Source organism: Kitasatospora sp. NPDC005751 (assembly GCF_040630835.1).
Taxonomy (GTDB): domain Bacteria; phylum Actinomycetota; class Actinomycetes; order Streptomycetales; family Streptomycetaceae; genus Kitasatospora.
The window spans coordinates 42,670-57,445 of the sequence record NZ_JBEXYC010000041.1; the positions used below are offsets into that span (position 1 = coordinate 42,670).

At 71.7% G+C, this 14,776-nt stretch carries 13 protein-coding genes and 2 pseudogenes; 3 read left to right on the forward strand and 12 right to left on the reverse strand.

Features of this window, described 5'->3' with window-relative positions; genetic code table 11:
- Positions 1-37 precede the first annotated feature (37 nt).
- The 7 genes and pseudogenes from ABZ497_RS27320 to ABZ497_RS27350 all read right to left on the reverse strand — a co-directional run bounded on the left by ABZ497_RS27320 (position 38) and on the right by ABZ497_RS27350 (position 5,641).
- Complete coding sequence (locus ABZ497_RS27320; protein WP_359808979.1) at positions 38-601, reverse strand: YbaK/EbsC family protein; 564 nt, start codon at positions 599-601, stop codon at positions 38-40.
- A 25-nt stretch (positions 602-626) separates the two neighbouring features.
- Entirely contained in the window at positions 627-1,607 is a 981-nt protein-coding gene (locus ABZ497_RS27325) for an NAD-binding protein (protein ID WP_352288628.1), read from the reverse strand.
- Between the two features lie 68 nt (positions 1,608-1,675).
- Complete coding sequence (locus tag ABZ497_RS27330) at positions 1,676-2,884, reverse strand: molybdopterin molybdotransferase MoeA (RefSeq protein ID WP_359808981.1); 1,209 nt, start codon at positions 2,882-2,884, stop codon at positions 1,676-1,678.
- Positions 2,881-3,132: pseudogene (locus ABZ497_RS27335) on the reverse strand (DUF6457 domain-containing protein); the annotation flags it as partial. The pseudogene ABZ497_RS27335 and the gene ABZ497_RS27330, both read right to left, overlap by 4 nt.
- Positions 3,133-3,285: 153 nt before the next feature.
- Positions 3,286-3,861, reverse strand: a pseudogene (locus ABZ497_RS27340) (NTP transferase domain-containing protein); the annotation flags it as partial.
- 40 nt (positions 3,862-3,901) lie between these two features.
- The gene (locus ABZ497_RS27345) at positions 3,902-4,885 is read right to left on the reverse strand and encodes an MBL fold metallo-hydrolase (protein WP_359808983.1); all 984 of its coding nucleotides are present in this window, start codon (positions 4,883-4,885) and stop codon (positions 3,902-3,904) included.
- A 120-nt stretch (positions 4,886-5,005) separates the two neighbouring features.
- Complete coding sequence (locus ABZ497_RS27350) at positions 5,006-5,641, reverse strand: NAD(P)H-dependent oxidoreductase (protein ID WP_359808984.1); 636 nt, start codon at positions 5,639-5,641, stop codon at positions 5,006-5,008.
- A gap of 107 nt (positions 5,642-5,748) precedes the next feature.
- On the opposite strand from ABZ497_RS27350, the gene ABZ497_RS27355 reads away from it, so the two are divergent.
- The gene (locus ABZ497_RS27355) at positions 5,749-6,156 is read left to right on the forward strand and encodes a helix-turn-helix domain-containing protein (protein WP_329488768.1); all 408 of its coding nucleotides are present in this window, start codon (positions 5,749-5,751) and stop codon (positions 6,154-6,156) included.
- A 120-nt stretch (positions 6,157-6,276) separates the two neighbouring features.
- Here the strand turns inward: ABZ497_RS27355 and ABZ497_RS27360 are convergent, their stop codons facing one another.
- Positions 6,277-7,041 (reverse strand): polyprenol monophosphomannose synthase, encoded by a 765-nt coding sequence (locus ABZ497_RS27360; protein WP_329488769.1) that lies wholly within the window; start codon positions 7,039-7,041, stop codon positions 6,277-6,279.
- 308 nt (positions 7,042-7,349) lie between these two features.
- Here ABZ497_RS27360 and manA point away from each other — a divergent pair, with 308 nt between their 5' ends.
- Positions 7,350-8,549, forward strand: a complete 1,200-nt coding sequence (manA, locus tag ABZ497_RS27365) for a mannose-6-phosphate isomerase, class I (protein ID WP_359808986.1) — start codon at positions 7,350-7,352, stop codon at positions 8,547-8,549.
- 210 nt (positions 8,550-8,759) lie between these two features.
- On the opposite strand, the gene ABZ497_RS27370 is transcribed toward manA, so the two are convergent.
- Positions 8,760-9,623 (reverse strand): hypothetical protein, encoded by an 864-nt coding sequence (locus ABZ497_RS27370; RefSeq protein ID WP_359808988.1) that lies wholly within the window; start codon positions 9,621-9,623, stop codon positions 8,760-8,762.
- 62 nt (positions 9,624-9,685) lie between these two features.
- Positions 9,686-10,546, reverse strand: a complete 861-nt coding sequence (locus ABZ497_RS27375) for an abortive infection family protein (protein WP_359808989.1) — start codon at positions 10,544-10,546, stop codon at positions 9,686-9,688.
- A gap of 175 nt (positions 10,547-10,721) precedes the next feature.
- Here ABZ497_RS27375 and ABZ497_RS27380 point away from each other — a divergent pair, with 175 nt between their 5' ends.
- Entirely contained in the window at positions 10,722-11,099 is a 378-nt protein-coding gene (locus ABZ497_RS27380; RefSeq protein WP_359808991.1) for a hypothetical protein, read from the forward strand.
- Positions 11,100-11,108: 9 nt separating this feature from the next.
- On the opposite strand, the gene ABZ497_RS27385 is transcribed toward ABZ497_RS27380, so the two are convergent.
- Together ABZ497_RS27385 and ABZ497_RS27390 are read right to left on the reverse strand one after the other, a co-directional pair.
- On the reverse strand, positions 11,109-13,760 hold the full coding sequence (locus ABZ497_RS27385; RefSeq protein ID WP_359808993.1) for a TniQ family protein: 2,652 nt from the start codon (positions 13,758-13,760) through the stop codon (positions 11,109-11,111).
- Positions 13,757-14,764 (reverse strand): AAA family ATPase, encoded by a 1,008-nt coding sequence (locus ABZ497_RS27390; RefSeq protein ID WP_359808999.1) that lies wholly within the window; start codon positions 14,762-14,764, stop codon positions 13,757-13,759. The genes ABZ497_RS27385 and ABZ497_RS27390 overlap by 4 nt, the downstream gene beginning before the upstream one ends.
- Positions 14,765-14,776: the final 12 nt, after the last annotated feature.

Genomic DNA, 14,776 nt, shown 5'->3' on the forward strand with positions numbered 1-14,776 from the left:
TCCGCGCTCCCGGCCGGCCCGCCGGGAGCGCCCCTGTTCAGCCGGCCAGCCCGGCCAGCACCTCGGCGCCCGGCAGGGCCGCCAGCGCCCGGCCCGGCAGGATCAGCTTGCCCCGCCGCCGCCCGCTGCCCACCAGGACGTACGGCGCCCGGGCCACCGCCTCGTCGATCAGCAGCGGCCAGTCGGCGGGCAGCCCGACCGGCGTGATGCCGCCGTACTCCATCCCGGTCAGCTCGACCGCCGCGTCCATCGGCGCGAACGAGGCCTTGCGCGCCTCCAGGCGCTTGCGGACGGCCCGGTTGACGTCCACCCGGGTGTGGGCGAGCGCCAGGCAGGCGGCCCGCGTGGTCTCCCCGCCGCGCTTGGCGGCCACCACCACGCAGTTCGCCGAGGCCTCCAGCGGCACCCCGTAGGTCTCGCAGAACACCGCGGTGTCCGCCTTCTCCGGGTCGGTGTCCACGTAGAGCACGGACCGCGCGGCCTCCCGGTCCGCCCAGGCCGCGAGGGCGTCGGCCACCGGCCCGGCCAGCAGGTCGCGGACGTTGAGGGCCGGCGCGACCGTCTCGAACGTGCCGAAGGGGAGCTGCGGTTGATCGTTCATGACACGAACTGTAGTCACCGGCGGATCACTTGATGACGATCACCCGGTCGGTGAGCTGGAGCACCTGGGCCTCCGGCTCGGTGTAGTTGAGCACCCGGCGGCCGCGGACCACCGCCACCACGAGGTCCTCGCACTCGCGCGGGCCGTGCCCGGCCTCGGCCCGGGTCACCGGGCGCTCGATCACGTCCAGGCCGTTGCCGTAGGTGAGCAGGTCCTCCATCACCGCGCCGGCGTGCGGACTGAGCATCGACATGCCGAGCAGCCGGCCCGCCGAACTGGAGCTGGTCACCACCACGTCGGCGCCGCTCTGCCGCAGCAGCGGGGCGTTCTCGTCCTCCCGCACGGCCGCGACCACGGTGGCCGCCTTGGTCAGCTGACGCGCGGTCAGCGTGATCAGGACGGCGGTGTCGTCCCGCTCCGGCGCCACCACCACCCGCGCGGCCGCGGGCAGTCCGGCGCGCAGCAGGGTGTCGGTCCGGGTGGCGTCGCCGACCACTCCCACCAGGCCGTGCTGGGCGGCCTGGTCGATCACCTTGCGCTGCGGGTCGACCACCACGATCTCCTCCTTGCGCACCCCCTGGCCGAGCAGGGTGTCGACGGCGCTGCGCCCCTTGGTGCCGTAGCCGATCACGACGGTGTGCTCGCGCACGGTGGACCTCCAGCGGTTCAACCGCCACTGCTGACGGGTGCGTTCGGTGAGCACTTCGAGCGTGGTGCCGACCAGGATGATCAGGAAGACCACGCGCAGCGGGGTGATCACGAAGATGTTGGTGAGCCGGGCGCTGTCGCTGAACGGCGTGATGTCGCCGTACCCGGTGGTGGAGAGCGTGACGGTGGCGTAGTACGCCGCGTCGAGGAAGCTCACCCCGCCGCCGGCGTTGTCGTTGTAGCCTGCCCGGTCCAGCCAGACGATCACGGTGGTGGCCACCAGCACGCCGAGGGCCACCAGCAGCCGTGAACCGACCTGCTGGAAGGCGGGCGCGGTCCGCCGGGCGGGCAGCACGATGCCGGCGTCCGCCCACGGCTCGGTGCCGGGGGTCACCGGCCGCAGCGGCGACTCACGGCGGCGGGCACTCACGGGACCTCCAGGAGTTCGACGGTGGCGCCCTGCGCCGCGCCGCCGGGCGGCACCACGGCGAGCGCCTCGGCCCGGGCCAGGCCGCGCAGCATCGCCGGGCCGTCGAAGGCCAGCGGGACGACGCCGTGCGCGGTGCGGCGCACCGGCAGCAGCCGGGTGTCCGCGGGATGGCCGGCGAGGTCCACGGCGGCGAGCGCGAGCGCCGGCTCGCCGGCGGACCGGCCGCCCCGGGCGTGCAGCAGCGGCAGCGCGAGGGTGACGGCGCCGGCCACCGCGGCCAGCGGGTTGCCCGGCAGGCCCACCAGGTGGCGACCGCCCGGGAGTTCGGCGAGCAGCATGGGGTGGCCGGGGCGGACGGCGACGCCGTCCACCAGCAGCCGGGCGTTGGCCTCGGTCAGGGCCCGGTGCAGGAAGTCGACCGGACCGGCGGCCGTGCCGCCGGTGGTGACCACCACGTCGGCGGTGGAGTGCCGGACGGCGTCCCGGAGCAGGCCGAAGTCGTCGCGGACGGCCCGCGGCTCACCCACCTCGGCACCGGCCGCCCGGAGCCAGGGCGGCAGCAGCGGGCCGAGCGCGTCCCGGACCAGGCCGGGCCGCGGGACCCCGGCGCAGAGCAGTTCGTCACCGAGGACGAGGAGTTCGACGACCGGGCGGCGGCGGACCGCCAGCCCGTCGTGGCCGCAGGCCGCCGCGAGGCCCAGCACGGCCGGGCCGACCGGGGTGCCGGCGGCCAGCAGCGCCTCGCCCCGGCAGCACTCCTGACCGCGCGGGCGGACGTCCTGGCCGGTGGTCAGCGAGCCCGGGCTCCGGTCGTGCAGCAGGGCACCGATCCGCTCGCCGTGCTCGCGCCGGAGCACCGCGGTGGCACCGGGCGGCAGCTGGGCGCCGGTCGCGATCTCGGCGGCCGCGCCGTCCTCCAGCGGCGGCACGCCCGACTGCCCGGCCAGTATCCGCCCGGCGACCCGCCAGGGGCCCGGCCCGGCGACGGCCCAGCCGTCCATCGCCGAGGTGTCGAAGGCCGGCAGGTCGGTGAGGGCGGTGAGCGGCTCGGCCAGGGTCCGGCCGAGCGCCTCGGCCAGGTCCAGGCGCTGCGGCGGGAGCGGGTGCAGACCGGCCCGGCGGGCGGCCGCCCGGGCCTGCGGCCAGGTCAGCGGGCCGGCGGCGGAGCGTCCACCGGGCACCGCGGCCTCCTCGACCGTGCTCACGGGTGCTCCGGCCCGGCCGCCGCCGTCCAGCGCTCGGCGAGTTCGGCGATGCGCCGGGACGCCTCGGTGACGGCCTCCGGGCCGCCGCCGCGCTGCGCGGCCGCGTAGCCGACCAGGAAGGCGGTCAGCGGCGCGGCGGGCCGGGCCACCCCGTGCGCGACCACCCGGGCGAGGTCGAGCAGTCCGGGGACGTCGACGTCCAGGTCGATCCCCAGCTCGGCCCGGACCTCGGCCATCCAGTCATCCAGCGTGCGCTCCATGGGCCCCATGCTGCCTGATCGGCGGTTTCCCCGGGATGTTTCCCCGATGAGCGCCGCGCGTCGTCTCCCGCACGGGGGCCGCCGGCCCCCGTGAACCGGCCGGCGGCGCCCCACGAGAGGGGGCGGCGGGCGTCAGCGGGAGCGGTCCCGTTCCCGGGCCAGCTCCAGCTCCTCCCAGGTGTCGCAGTCGTGGCTCACGTCGTCGGTGTCGGCCAGCCGCAGGGTGCGCAGGCCGCCGGTCAGCCGGCGCAGCGGCAGCCCGGCCGGGTCCCCGGCGGCGGCCAGCGCGGCGCGCAGGGCGGCGGTGCGGTAGGCGGCGGCGAGCGGCTGGTCGCGGCCGGCGGCGTCGACCAGGACGACCGCCCCGGTCTCCGGCCCCGCCCCGGCGAGGGCCCCGGTCAGCCGCCCGACGGTCCGCGCGTCCAGGAACGGCAGGTCGGCGGCGAGCAGCAGCACCACCTCGGCCGTCACCTCGGCCAGACCGGCCGCGACGGCCGCTACCGGTCCGCCGCCGGGCGGCCGCTCGCGGGTCCAGCGGATCCCGGTCCGGGCGGTGGGCCGGGCGGGGCCGACCACCACGGTGGTGCGGGCACCGGCGGCGGCGGCGAGCACCCGGTCGAGCAGGGCCGTCCCACCGACGGTCAGCCCGGGTTTGTCCGCTCCCCCGAGCCGGCGGGCGGCGCCCCCGGCGGGCACGATCACGTCGTACGGCGTCATGCCGCCAGTATCCGCGCCGCGGCGCCCGGTCCGCCCCGGCTCAGTCCTCGGGGTCCTCGTCGACCAGTTCGGCGTCGACGATCCCGTCCTCGTCCGGCAGGGGGCGGGGGCGGGGGCGGGGGCGGGCGAGGTTGGCGGCGACGCTCAGTTCCAGGATGGCGGGCAGGGTCAGCTCCCCGTACCGCTCGCCCACCGCGGCGACCAGCGCCTCCGCGTCGTCCGGGTGTGCGGCCAGCAGCCGGTCGAAGTCCTGGAGGTACTCACCGGTGAAGGCGAGCACCCGGCCCGCGTCGTCGTCCTGCTCGGGCGCCCGGTGCCCGGCGATCACGCGGTCGGCGCCGAGTTCGGCGATCCGGCCGAGGTTGCGCACCCACGCGGTGCGCTGTTCCGGGGTGGTGTCGGCCGTCCAGACGTGGGTGCCGTTGTAGACGAAGTCACCGGCGAGCACGGTGCGGATGCTGGGCACGTGGACCACCGTGGACCCCTCGCAGTCGCCCTGGCCGAACAGCAGCACCGGAATCACCTGGCGGTCGACCATCAGCGGCTGGGGCAGCAGCGGCGCGGGCACCAGCGGGTGGTCGGGGATGTCGTCGCCGTACACCGGCTTCCACTGGGCGACCTTGGCGGCCGCGGTGCGCAGGATGCCGTCCACCACCGGCGGCGCGGCCAGCAGCTGCGCCTCCGGGAAGAGCTTCAGCACCTCCTCGGCACCGAAGTAGTGGTCGGGGTGCTGGTGGGTGATCACGATGGCCAGCAGCCGTCGGTTCTTGCCGGCCACCCACTCGGCCAGCTCGCGGCCGGCGCTGCGGGTGAGCTGGGCGTCGACCAGGATCGCGGTCCGTTCGCCGAGGATCAGGGTCGAGGTGGCGAAGAAGGCCGACTCGGGACCGGTGAACACGGCGATCTCCAGCGGCCGGACACCGGCCGTCCCGGCCGCGTCCGCCCCGTCCGCCCCGGCCCGGTCGCCGTCCGCGGCGCCCGCGCGTTCCGCGGCGGCGCTCCCCTCGGGCGAGGACGACGTCACTGGCTGCTCCCTCCGGTCGGCGCTCGGACTCCCTGCGCCCTACAGCATGGGAGCACGGCCCGCCGATTGCGCGGAAGGCGCGCCCGGCGGGGCGCGCCTTCCGCGCGGGGTACGGCGCCGTCAGGCGGCCGAGGCCTTCGCCAGGCGCGCCGCGTCCTCCAGCGCCCGGGCCTTGGAGTCGGCGGCGTGCTGCACGAAGTCCGCCATCGCCGGCACCGTCGCCGCCAGGGTGAACTCGGGGACGATGAACTCGACCTCCAGCCCGAGCATCCCGGTCAGCACCTTCTCCAGGTAGGTGGTGACGAACTCGTAGGGCTCGCGCGGGGCGCCGGGCGCGTAGGAGCCGCCGCGGGCGGCGATCACCGTCACCGGGGTCCCGGCCGCCGAGGGGGTGTCCCCCGCCGTGCGGCCCATCAGGATCACCTGGTCCAGCCAGGCCTTGAGGCTGGACGGGATCGTGAAGTTGTACATCGGGGTGCCGATCACGATCGCGTCGGCCCGCTCCAGCTCCGCCATCAGCTCCTCGCGCAGCGCGAAGGCCGCCGCCTGCTCGGCGCTGCGTCCCTCCGCGGGGGTGAAGGCCGCGGAGATGCCGTGGGCGTCCAGGTGCGGCACCGGCAGGGCGGCGAGGTCGCGGTGGATCACCGTGCCGTCGGGGTGCTGGGCCTGCCAGGCGGCCCGGTAGGCGGCCGAGACCTCGCGGGAGACCGAGCCGTCGGTGAACGCGGACGAGTCGATGTGCAGCAGAGTGGGCATGGCGAACCTCCATCAAAGTAAGCAGCTGCTCTTTCCGCCGCAGCTATCAGTACCGTAGCAGCTTACTTTTCTGCAGTCACTAGTGGACAGACCGGTACGCTGTACCCATGGCCCAGCAAGAGGTGACCGAGCAGGTCCACGCCACCCCCGGGGAACACGGGGCGGCGGTGGTCGCCTGCACCGGCACGGAGATCGCGCTGACCCGGGTCTTCACCCTGCTCGGTAAGCGCTGGACCGGCCTGATCGTGGCCACGCTCACCAACAACGGGCCCGGGTACTTCTCCGAACTGCGCCGGGCCGTCCCCGGCATCAGCGAACGCATGCTCTCCGACCGCCTCACCGAACTGGCCGAGGCCGGGCTCGTACTGCGCCAGGTCGACGAGGGCCCGCCGCTGCGCGTCAGCTACCGGCTCACCGAGGCGGGCGCCGCGCTGCGCCCGGCCCTGACCGAGCTGGCCGTCTGGGCCGACCGCTACCTGCCGGACAGCGCCCTCAAGCAGCCCGGCTCCTGCTGACCCGCCCGCGCCGCACCCCGCCCGCCCCGCCGGACGGGCCCACCCCGGACAGCACGAAGCGCCCGGGCCCGCCTGTTCTCACAGGCGGGCCCGGGCGCGGTCGGTCTCTTCGGCCGCCGGTCAGCCCTTCGCGCGGGCGGTCAGCTTGGCGACCCGGTCGGCGACACCCCAGGAGGTGACGCGCCAGAGCGCCTCCAGCACGATGTGGCGGCTCATCTTGGAGGCACCCAGCTCGCGCTCCACGAAGGTGATCGGCACCTCGGCCACCTTGAAGCCCGCCTTCACCGTGCGCCAGGCCAGGTCGACCTGGAAGCAGTAGCCGGCCGAGGCGACCTCGTCCATGCCCAGGCCGAGCAGGGTCTCCTTGCGGAAGGCCCGGTAGCCGCCGGTGACGTCCCGGATCGGCACGTTCAGCATCAGCCGCGAGTACGTCGAGCCGCCGCGCGAGAGCAGCAGGCGCGACTTCGGCCAGTTCACCACCCGGCCGCCCGGCACCCAGCGCGAGCCGAGCACCAGGTCGGCGCCGCGCAGCGCGCCCAGCAGCCGGTCCAGCTCCTCGGGCTGGTGCGAGCCGTCCGCGTCCATCTCGACCAGGACGTCGTAGCCGTTGTCGATGCCCCAGCGGAAGCCCGCCAGGTAGGCGGCGCCCAGCCCCTCCTTGCCCCGACGGTGCATGACCTGCACGTTCGGGTCCTCGGCGGCCAGCTTGTCGGCCAGCTCGCCGGTCCCGTCAGGGCTGTTGTCATCGGCGACCAGGACATGGGCCTCGGGCACGGCCGCACGGACCCGTCCGACGATCCGCTCGACGTTCTCCGCTTCGTTGAACGTCGGGATGATCACCAGCACCCTGCCGAGATCAGCAAAACTCTGCTGGTTCACGGTCACGTACAAACCTCTCGGCCGGTGGCGGGAAGTGCCAGTCACCGTTGCCCGCACTCTGAGACGCAGTCCCCGTCGGCATCCCGCCGACCTGGAAACCACTGTGGAAATTACTGCGTCCTGGCATCCTACTACCGCGTCCTCGAACAGCCGGTACGGCTCTGGCACTCCCGGCCGACCCCGGCCGTTTCCCTTCCGACGGCACCGGTCGGCTAGGGTCGATGCCCAGCCTTTGCCCGGACCACACGCCCGCCGGGCCGTCTCCCGGCGATCCGGCACACCAGGCACAGCAGCAGAGGAGCAGGACCGCGCGCATGGACAGGCTCGTCAACACTGTCCGCCCGTACGCCTGGGGGTCGCACACCGCGCTCCCCGAGCTGCTCGGGCAGGAACCGACCGGGGAACCGCAGGCCGAGCTGTGGATGGGGGCTCACCCCGGAGCGCCCTCCCGCGCCGACCGGGGCGACGGGCTCCGCCCGCTGGACGAGCTCATCGCCGCCGACCCCGAGGGCGAGCTGGGCGCCGCCACCGTGGCCCGGTTCGGCCCCGCCCTGCCGTTCCTGTTCAAGGTCCTGGCCGCCGGCATCCCGCTCTCCATCCAGGCGCACCCCACCCTGGACCAGGCCCGCGCCGGGTACGCCGCCGAGAACGCCCTGGGCGTGCCGCTCGACGCCCCGCACCGCAGCTACCGGGACGCCAACCACAAGCCCGAACTCATCTGCGCGCTCGACGAGTTCGACGGTCTCTGCGGCTTCCGGACACCGGCCGGGGCGGCCGCCCTGATGGCCGGGCTGCGGGTGCCGGCACTCGACCCGCTGATCGCGCTGCTCGGCGCCGAGGACGAGGCCGAGGCCCTGCGCGCCACACTGGCCGCCATCCTCACCATGGACGAGGCCACGGCCGCCGCGACCGTCCGGGAGACCGCCGACGCGGTGGACAAGGCCGCCGCCGGCGACCCCGACGGCCCCTACGCGCTCTACGGCCGGATCACCCGCGAGTTCCCCGGCGACCGCGGCCTGATCGGCGGCCTGCTGCTCAACGCCGTCCGGCTCCGGCCCGGCCAGGCGCTCTACCTCGGCGCGGGCGTGCCGCACGCCTATCTGCACGGCGTCTGCGTCGAGCTGCAGGCCAACTCCGACAACGTCCTGCGGGCCGGGCTGACGCCCAAGCACATCGATGTGCCGGAGCTGCTGAAGGTGGTGGACTTCACCCCCGGAGCGCCGGAGCTGCTGCTGCCGACCGCCGTCGACACCACCCCCGGGGAGGAGCTCTTCCCCGTCCCGATCGACGAGTTCCGGCTCTCCCGCTTCGTGCTGACCGGCCGGGAGCGCGAACTCGACGGCCGCGCCCCGCAGATCCTGCTCTGCACCGCCGGCCGGGCCCGGCTCACCGCCGCCGACGGCAGCGTGCTGGACCTCGCCCGCGGCGGGTCGGTCTTCCTCCCCGCGACCGGCACCGCCACCCGCCTCGACGGCGACGACGCCACCGTCTTCCGCGCCACCGTGACGCTCTGACGCCCCGCCACCCCAGCGCGCCGTCGCGAGCCGGCGACGCGAAGGGCCCGTACCCCACCGGGTACGGGCCCTTCGCACGGCCGGAGCGGTGTAGGGTCTCGCGGCTCGTGTCGGAGACCACTGCTGTGACCTGCGGTTCCCCGATCTGTCTCACTGCGTGTCGAGGTTGATCAGTCTCACCACGGTGGCGGATCCCCAGAGCTGAGCTCGTTACTCGTCTTCGTCGTCGAAGTCGTAGGGCGGGATGGTCCATCGCATCACCATCTCGCCCGCCTCGTCGGCTTCGAGCGTGACCGGATAGACCTGGCCGGCGTCCCGCTCACCGCGGTGCCTCATCGAATGGTCGCCCTGGTCCCATTCGATGCCGAGCACCTGGCAGCCGCCGACCTCGATCGCTCCGACGCGGAGCGGATGGTGCCACCCGGCTCGACGGAAACGGTGGTCGTCGGTGTGCTTGTCGACCGAGACCACAAGGCCCTTGCCGTGGAGGCGGTCGCACCAGGCAGTGAGTTCGGTTGCACGGGCGGCCGCCTCGGCCAGCGTGAGGTCGAGCCACCCGTGCGGTCCGTCGACGCCGTGCTGCGCGATCCGCTCACCGCCAAACTCCGCGTGCGCGTCGTCCGCGTACAGGCCCCAGTAGAAGACGTCGGCGAGCCCATCGGCCGGCTCGCCGCCCATTCCCGTCCACGCGTCCAGACCTGCGGCGTCGCCGATAACCATGCCGCAACGGTCGACGGGCAGGTCCCCGAGCCGGATCGGCACCGACCGGTCCGCGGTCTCCGGCCACTGGACACCGAGGCTGATCTCCAGGATCGCGATCGTCGGTTCCTCATCAAAGGGGGACGGCGAGGCGGTCGCCCTTACCCTCAGGGGCCGGTCATCGGCAGCCGGGACCGCGACCGCCTCGCACAGCCACTCACGAAGATGGCTTCCTCCCGACGACGCTGCTGTCCGGGCGCGCTCGGACAGCAGCTGACCCATTTCCCGCCAGTAGTCGATCCACCCAGCCATGCCGAGCACCAGCACACCAGACGGCACATTGACGGATCCAAGGTCGACGAAGGTCTCAGACATGCGCCGATTGTGCCTTCCCAGTCCGACAGAACTCGGGGGTGGCCCGGCTCTTCCCGAGTGGATCAGACCTTGGCGTTGCGCCACGGAGCGGCAGGGTCCGAGAGCGTGTCGAGAATCAGCTCGCACCAGGTCACAGCAGCGTTGACCGTCAGGCGGGCATGACGCACTCCGAGCCCGGACGGTGCGCTCGCCTGACCGTGACCGCTGCCGAAGCCCTGGTTACGCAGTTCGGCGACACCGATCGCGATGTTCACCGACCCCGAGAGAATCTTCTTCACGGCCTTGCTGCCGTCGGGTCCATCCGGAGCCGAGGCAGCATCGAGCTTCAATGCCTTCTGGACCGTACTGATCAGGGCAGGGAGCGCGGCGTTCCTGTCCACCACGATGCCCAGCTCCCGAAGAGCGGTCTTCGCGGTCGCTTCGATGAGTTGCTTGGCCGCGCCAATGGCCCCATGGGGGTCGGTGGTCAGGTCCCGTCGAATGCGCTCCAGCTCGATCGTGATTCCTGATGCATCGCTCAGGGTGCTGAGGTCACGGGCCAGCACCGGCGGGCTTGACCAGGAGATCTTCCCCTCCTTGTCGAGGGCGAAGCCGTCCCGCTCCAAGCGAACTCTGATGTCGTCCAGCCACTTTGGCGTTCCTTGGTCGTCCGGGCTCCGATAGGTGCGGATGAAGTCCTCGAAGACGAGTAGGGCACGCCGAACGTGGTTCGGATCCGACCAGTCCACGCCCTCCGCATACAGCATGAACTCGGTGCGCCGCTGGCCTGAGTCCTGGTACTTCAGCTCATCTGGCGGGATAGGCGCGAAGCCATGGTCCTCCCACAACTCGGCCACGATCCGGATGGTCAGGTCCGTGGCCAGAGAGCGGAAAGCGTTTCGGGTTGCGGGGCTCACCAGCTCCCGCCGTGCGGTGACGGTCATGGTCTGAAGATAGGAGCAGACGCCGACACCGTCACGGTCTTTTCCCCAGCAACATCTAATCGCACCCTGCAGCTCCTAGTCTTCACGGGCCCACGATGGCGGTGCTCTGCTCTCCAGCCGTCGCGGTGTCCAATTCCCGTTGGATGGCCATCTGAACTACTGGGATGCTCCTGCTGTGACCACTACAACGAGCAAGCCGCAGACCGACGCTGGATGGGATGGCCCCTACTACCGTGCCCGCCGAGACGGGTTCGAGGCACTCTTCCTCCCAAGCCCTGATGAGGTGCTCGATGAGGTCTGCAATGTGGATGTCGAGGTTCACCTCCCCGATGGCTCTCGCTGGAGTGCGACGATCTTCACCCTCCCCGAGGTGGACCGGCTGATGAGGAAACGGGAGGAGACCGGAGAAGCGGCAGGTGGTCGGTGCTTCTGGTGCTTGGACGGGCTGATCGTTCAAGATCCTGGGATCCAGGGCATGGTGGGCGTGATCACCAAACTGCTTGCGTCGGGAGACTTCGACGGAGCCTTCCATCGCCTTTCCGACCTGGAGTGAACTTCGGATTCATGACGCTGCACCATCTTGAGACGTGCGAATAGCTCTGAGCACCCTCTTCCCCAAGGGGGTCAGCGTCATGGGTCGGCCGCGTTCGGCTCTGACCAGCAGCGGTCCGCCAAGCTCTCGTTCGATCCGGTTGATCTGCGCGACGAGGGTGAAGGTGTTGAAACCGAGGCCGCTCGCCGCCGCGCTGAGGCTGGGGTAGGCGGATGCGGCCGCGAATCGGCTCAGGCGTTCGTTGGCCCCCTGGCCACTGAGAGCCGGCCGCAGGATGGTCGGCGCTCGATCGGCCTGGTCGGCAGCGCGAAGTGACCGGCTGTGGCTGGATCCTCCGCGTGATCGCAGCGGGATGTTGTGGGTCTTGGCCCAGCGCGCCATGTTCGCGGTGCTCATCCCCTTCTCGTGGGCGAGGTCTGCAAGGGTCCGGCGGCGGTTGACGTACTGCTCAATCAGCCAGTCCGGTTCGACGGTTCCTCGGGGCTTGTAGTCCTGTGGGCCGTCGCGGAGCGGGATGTCGTACTCGTGCGCAAGCGGGGCGAGCACCTTGCGAGAGAAGCCGGTGAGGGCGGCGATCTGGTTCAGGGATTGGTGCTCGTGCAGGTAGAGGCGGACGAAGGTCTCCTTCGGCACCTCTTGGCGGGCTCGGTGACGGGTGGCGCCTGTCGCTCTGGCAACGGACCTGGTCGGCAGCGGTGCGGGAGCGGGATGCTCGTCCAGTACATAGCGGATCGCCTCGACGCTGGTGTCGAGTGCCCTGGCCGCGTACTGCACCGGATTCTTGCGCTGGCGGATGAGCTGGTGCAGGCGCGGGACCTCGATGCGAGCGGGGTCGGGTCCGGGCAGGTCCAGTCCGTCGAGCAGGGAGGTGGGCGGCTGCCAGGTCACCGGCTCGTCGTGGATGTCGTGGGCTGCCAGGAAGTCCATAGCTGCGCGGTCCAGTTCCTTGGCCAGCTCGGGTGTTTGGAGGGCTGCAGCTCGGGCGACCTCGGCCCTGAAGGGTGCTTCGTCGACCTGGCGGTAGCCGGGGACGGCTTCGGTCGGCAGGCCACTGATGCGTTGGAACAACCGGCAGCGGATGATCTGCTCTCGTCGGCGTTGGCCGGGCGATGTGCCGGTGCTGCGGCAGATGTCGAGCCAGCGCTCGTGCGGCAGCAGGTTGGTGTAGTCGAGGCGGCGGCGCCGCTGGTAGTCGATGGGAATGTCGTTGGAGTCGAGGTAGTCGGCCAGGCGGACCAGGGCGGTCATCATGTCCGGCCATTTCGGCTGATCGTTCAGCAGTTGCAAGATCCGGGAGATGTCGATGCCGTCAGCGACTGCGCCGAGGTGCCGGGCCACGTCATCAAGGCTGGTCCGACTGCCGATTATCAGGAGAGCGCTGGCCAGGACGGGCGCGAGAACACGAGGGTAGACCCCTTCCGACGGGGTGAGCCGTACTGCCCAGGCCGGCCAGAATGTGCTGGCTATGTTCCGGGCTCGGCGCGCCAGCTCAGTGTCCGTGAGGTTCGGTCTGCTGGGCATGCTGGTCACCGTACGGAAGCGGAGCTGGTCACTGGGCCGGAACGATGGGGCGAGCGCGACCAAGTGCACCGCGTTGAGCACGGGGCTCAGGCCGCGTCCCCAGCTGTCGATGCTCGTGGCACTGATCTGCCAGAGCTCTTCGCGCATCGCCTCCAGCAGTCCGCGCATCGCCTTCCCGGCCTGGTGGACATCCCGGTGTTCAAGGACTCGCAGTGCGATGGTCATCGCGGCGCCAGCGCTCACGGCCCGTGGCGGGGCCATGAAGCCGGGCCGCTCCACGGCCCGGGATGCGAGTCGGGAGCTGGGGTCAGGCGTGAAGTGCTCGTCGGCGAGGTCGGCGGGCAGCAGCTTCTTGATGACACCAGCGGGGAGGTCCGCCAGCACTCGTCCGCCGAAGGCTCGGATGTCCGCGAGGGCGTCGAGTGCTGGCTGCGGGCTGACGGTGTAGGCACCGAAGGCGGCTGCCCCGGACTCGATGATCTCCAGCAGCCGGTCCTGGGCGGTCAGCGCTGGATGGCCTGCGGGCAGCCGAAGCGTTCCGGTCTTGGTGAGGTCGAAGCCGCAGTCACCGGATATCGCTCTGCCGGGTTGTGAGGGGGGATTGCCGCAGATGCCCAGCTGGGGAACGACCCGGCCGGAACGGGGTCGCTCCCGCTGGACACGCCCGCAGTTCGGGCAGCAGTCCGCGAGCAGGCGACGGTGGCGGGGGCAGGCGAAGGCCCATCCCAGGCGCCAGGCCAACTGCCAGCGGCCGCCGGAGCCGGCCAGGCAGTCCGGGCAGAACCGCGAACCCCGGCCGCGGCCCCAGAGCACCCGGCGGTCGACGTGCCGGCGGGCCAGGTCGATACGCAGGGCGCGTTGGTCGTAGTGGGCCAGCGTCATGGTCGTGATCAGAGCCGGCGAGAGTCCGCTCGCGTGCGCGACGGCCGATGTCTCGTGCTCACGCAGCGCGATCGTCCAGTCCGGCGGGATGTCCCTGAGGTGGTTCCCGGATCGGTCTCTCACCGGGAAGCCGAGATGCGACCGTACGTCGCCAAGTGGGGTGTCCAGCCGATGGGCCAGGGCTTCGAGCCAGGAGTCGAGGGCTTCGCCAGGCAGGGGGTCGATCCGGATCGGCAGCGTTCTTGGGGCACCGGTCATGCCGATTTCCTGCGTGTGGTCTGCGGGCGGCTTGTCAGTCGCCTCTTCTCGAGGGCGGCTTCGAGTTCCTGGCGGGCCTTCTCGGACGCTTCGTCGTTCTTCACGCCGTCCAGCAAGTCTTGGCTGAGTGTTTCCTCGCCGCTTCGGACGGCCCGCTGGCAGCCGCGGTTGATCAACGTCATCAGCGAGCCGATGTGTCCGGTGCTGCGGGCGAAGAGATAGTCGGACAGGTCGTCCGTGAGCATGCCGTCATGCTTGTCGGCCAGGACCACACGCTTTTCGAGGGCTCGCAGCATCTGCCGCCACTCCCGGCGGTTCTTCTCGGTCTCGATCGTGAACGGCCGCATACCGAGCCGCGTGGTGCGGCGCCCTGTCTGGGCCATGACCGCGTCGCCCTTGGTGCCGCCCTCGCTGAACAGACCTTTGTCGGCGAGTCCAACGCCGGCCATCAGCAGGGTCACCGGGAACTCGTTGGCGATCCACTTGAGGTGATTGCTGACCTCGATGCCGTTCGTCCTACGCCACTTCAGGAAGTGAAGATCGTCCAATGCGAGCAGACGGACCTCGCAGGAGAGCACGCAGTCCAGGGCTCGCTGGCCGAGCTGGGCGGTCGTCCCGCGGTTGCGCCCCGGGTGGCCGAAGAACTCCAGCATGGCCCGGTTGAGGTCCTTCATGCCGGTGTTGCCGGTCAGACCGACCCGGCAGACCGGAACCCGTTCGTTCCCCTGGGCGGTGAACTCTCCTTGCTCGGCTATCTCCCGGCGATGGAACGCCCGGGCGAACGCCAGCACCGAGGTGGTCTTGCCCAGACCGGGAAAGGCATCGACCGCGATAGCTCCCTTGGCCTTGTCACCGTCCTGCAAGTTGCTGTCGACGATGTCCCACAAATCCTCATGAAGCTCAACCAGTTGCGGTGTTCTGACTAGCCGTTGCTCTATCGATCTTGGTGATCGTGAGTTCGAGTCTGCCGACTCGGTCGGGTGATCTTCTGGTCGGCAGGGCATGAAAGTGGGGCC

What these genes read in the sequence shown, in the direction of transcription:
- ABZ497_RS27320 (WP_359808979.1), bottom strand. Translation starts at nt 601, where the DNA reads ATGAACGATCAACCGCAGCTCCCCTTCGGCACGTTCGAGACGGTCGCG.
- ABZ497_RS27350 (WP_359808984.1), bottom strand. Translation starts at nt 5,641, where the DNA reads ATGCCCACTCTGCTGCACATCGACTCGTCCGCGTTCACCGACGGCTCG.
- ABZ497_RS27355 (WP_329488768.1), top strand. Translation starts at nt 5,749, where the DNA reads ATGGCCCAGCAAGAGGTGACCGAGCAGGTCCACGCCACCCCCGGGGAA.
- manA (WP_359808986.1), top strand. Translation starts at nt 7,350, where the DNA reads ATGGACAGGCTCGTCAACACTGTCCGCCCGTACGCCTGGGGGTCGCAC.
- ABZ497_RS27370 (WP_359808988.1), bottom strand. Translation starts at nt 9,623, where the DNA reads ATGTCTGAGACCTTCGTCGACCTTGGATCCGTCAATGTGCCGTCTGGT.
- ABZ497_RS27375 (WP_359808989.1), bottom strand. Translation starts at nt 10,546, where the DNA reads ATGACCGTCACCGCACGGCGGGAGCTGGTGAGCCCCGCAACCCGAAAC.
- ABZ497_RS27385 (WP_359808993.1), bottom strand. Translation starts at nt 13,760, where the DNA reads ATGACCGGTGCCCCAAGAACGCTGCCGATCCGGATCGACCCCCTGCCT.
- ABZ497_RS27390 (WP_359808999.1), bottom strand. Translation starts at nt 14,764, where the DNA reads ATGCCCTGCCGACCAGAAGATCACCCGACCGAGTCGGCAGACTCGAAC.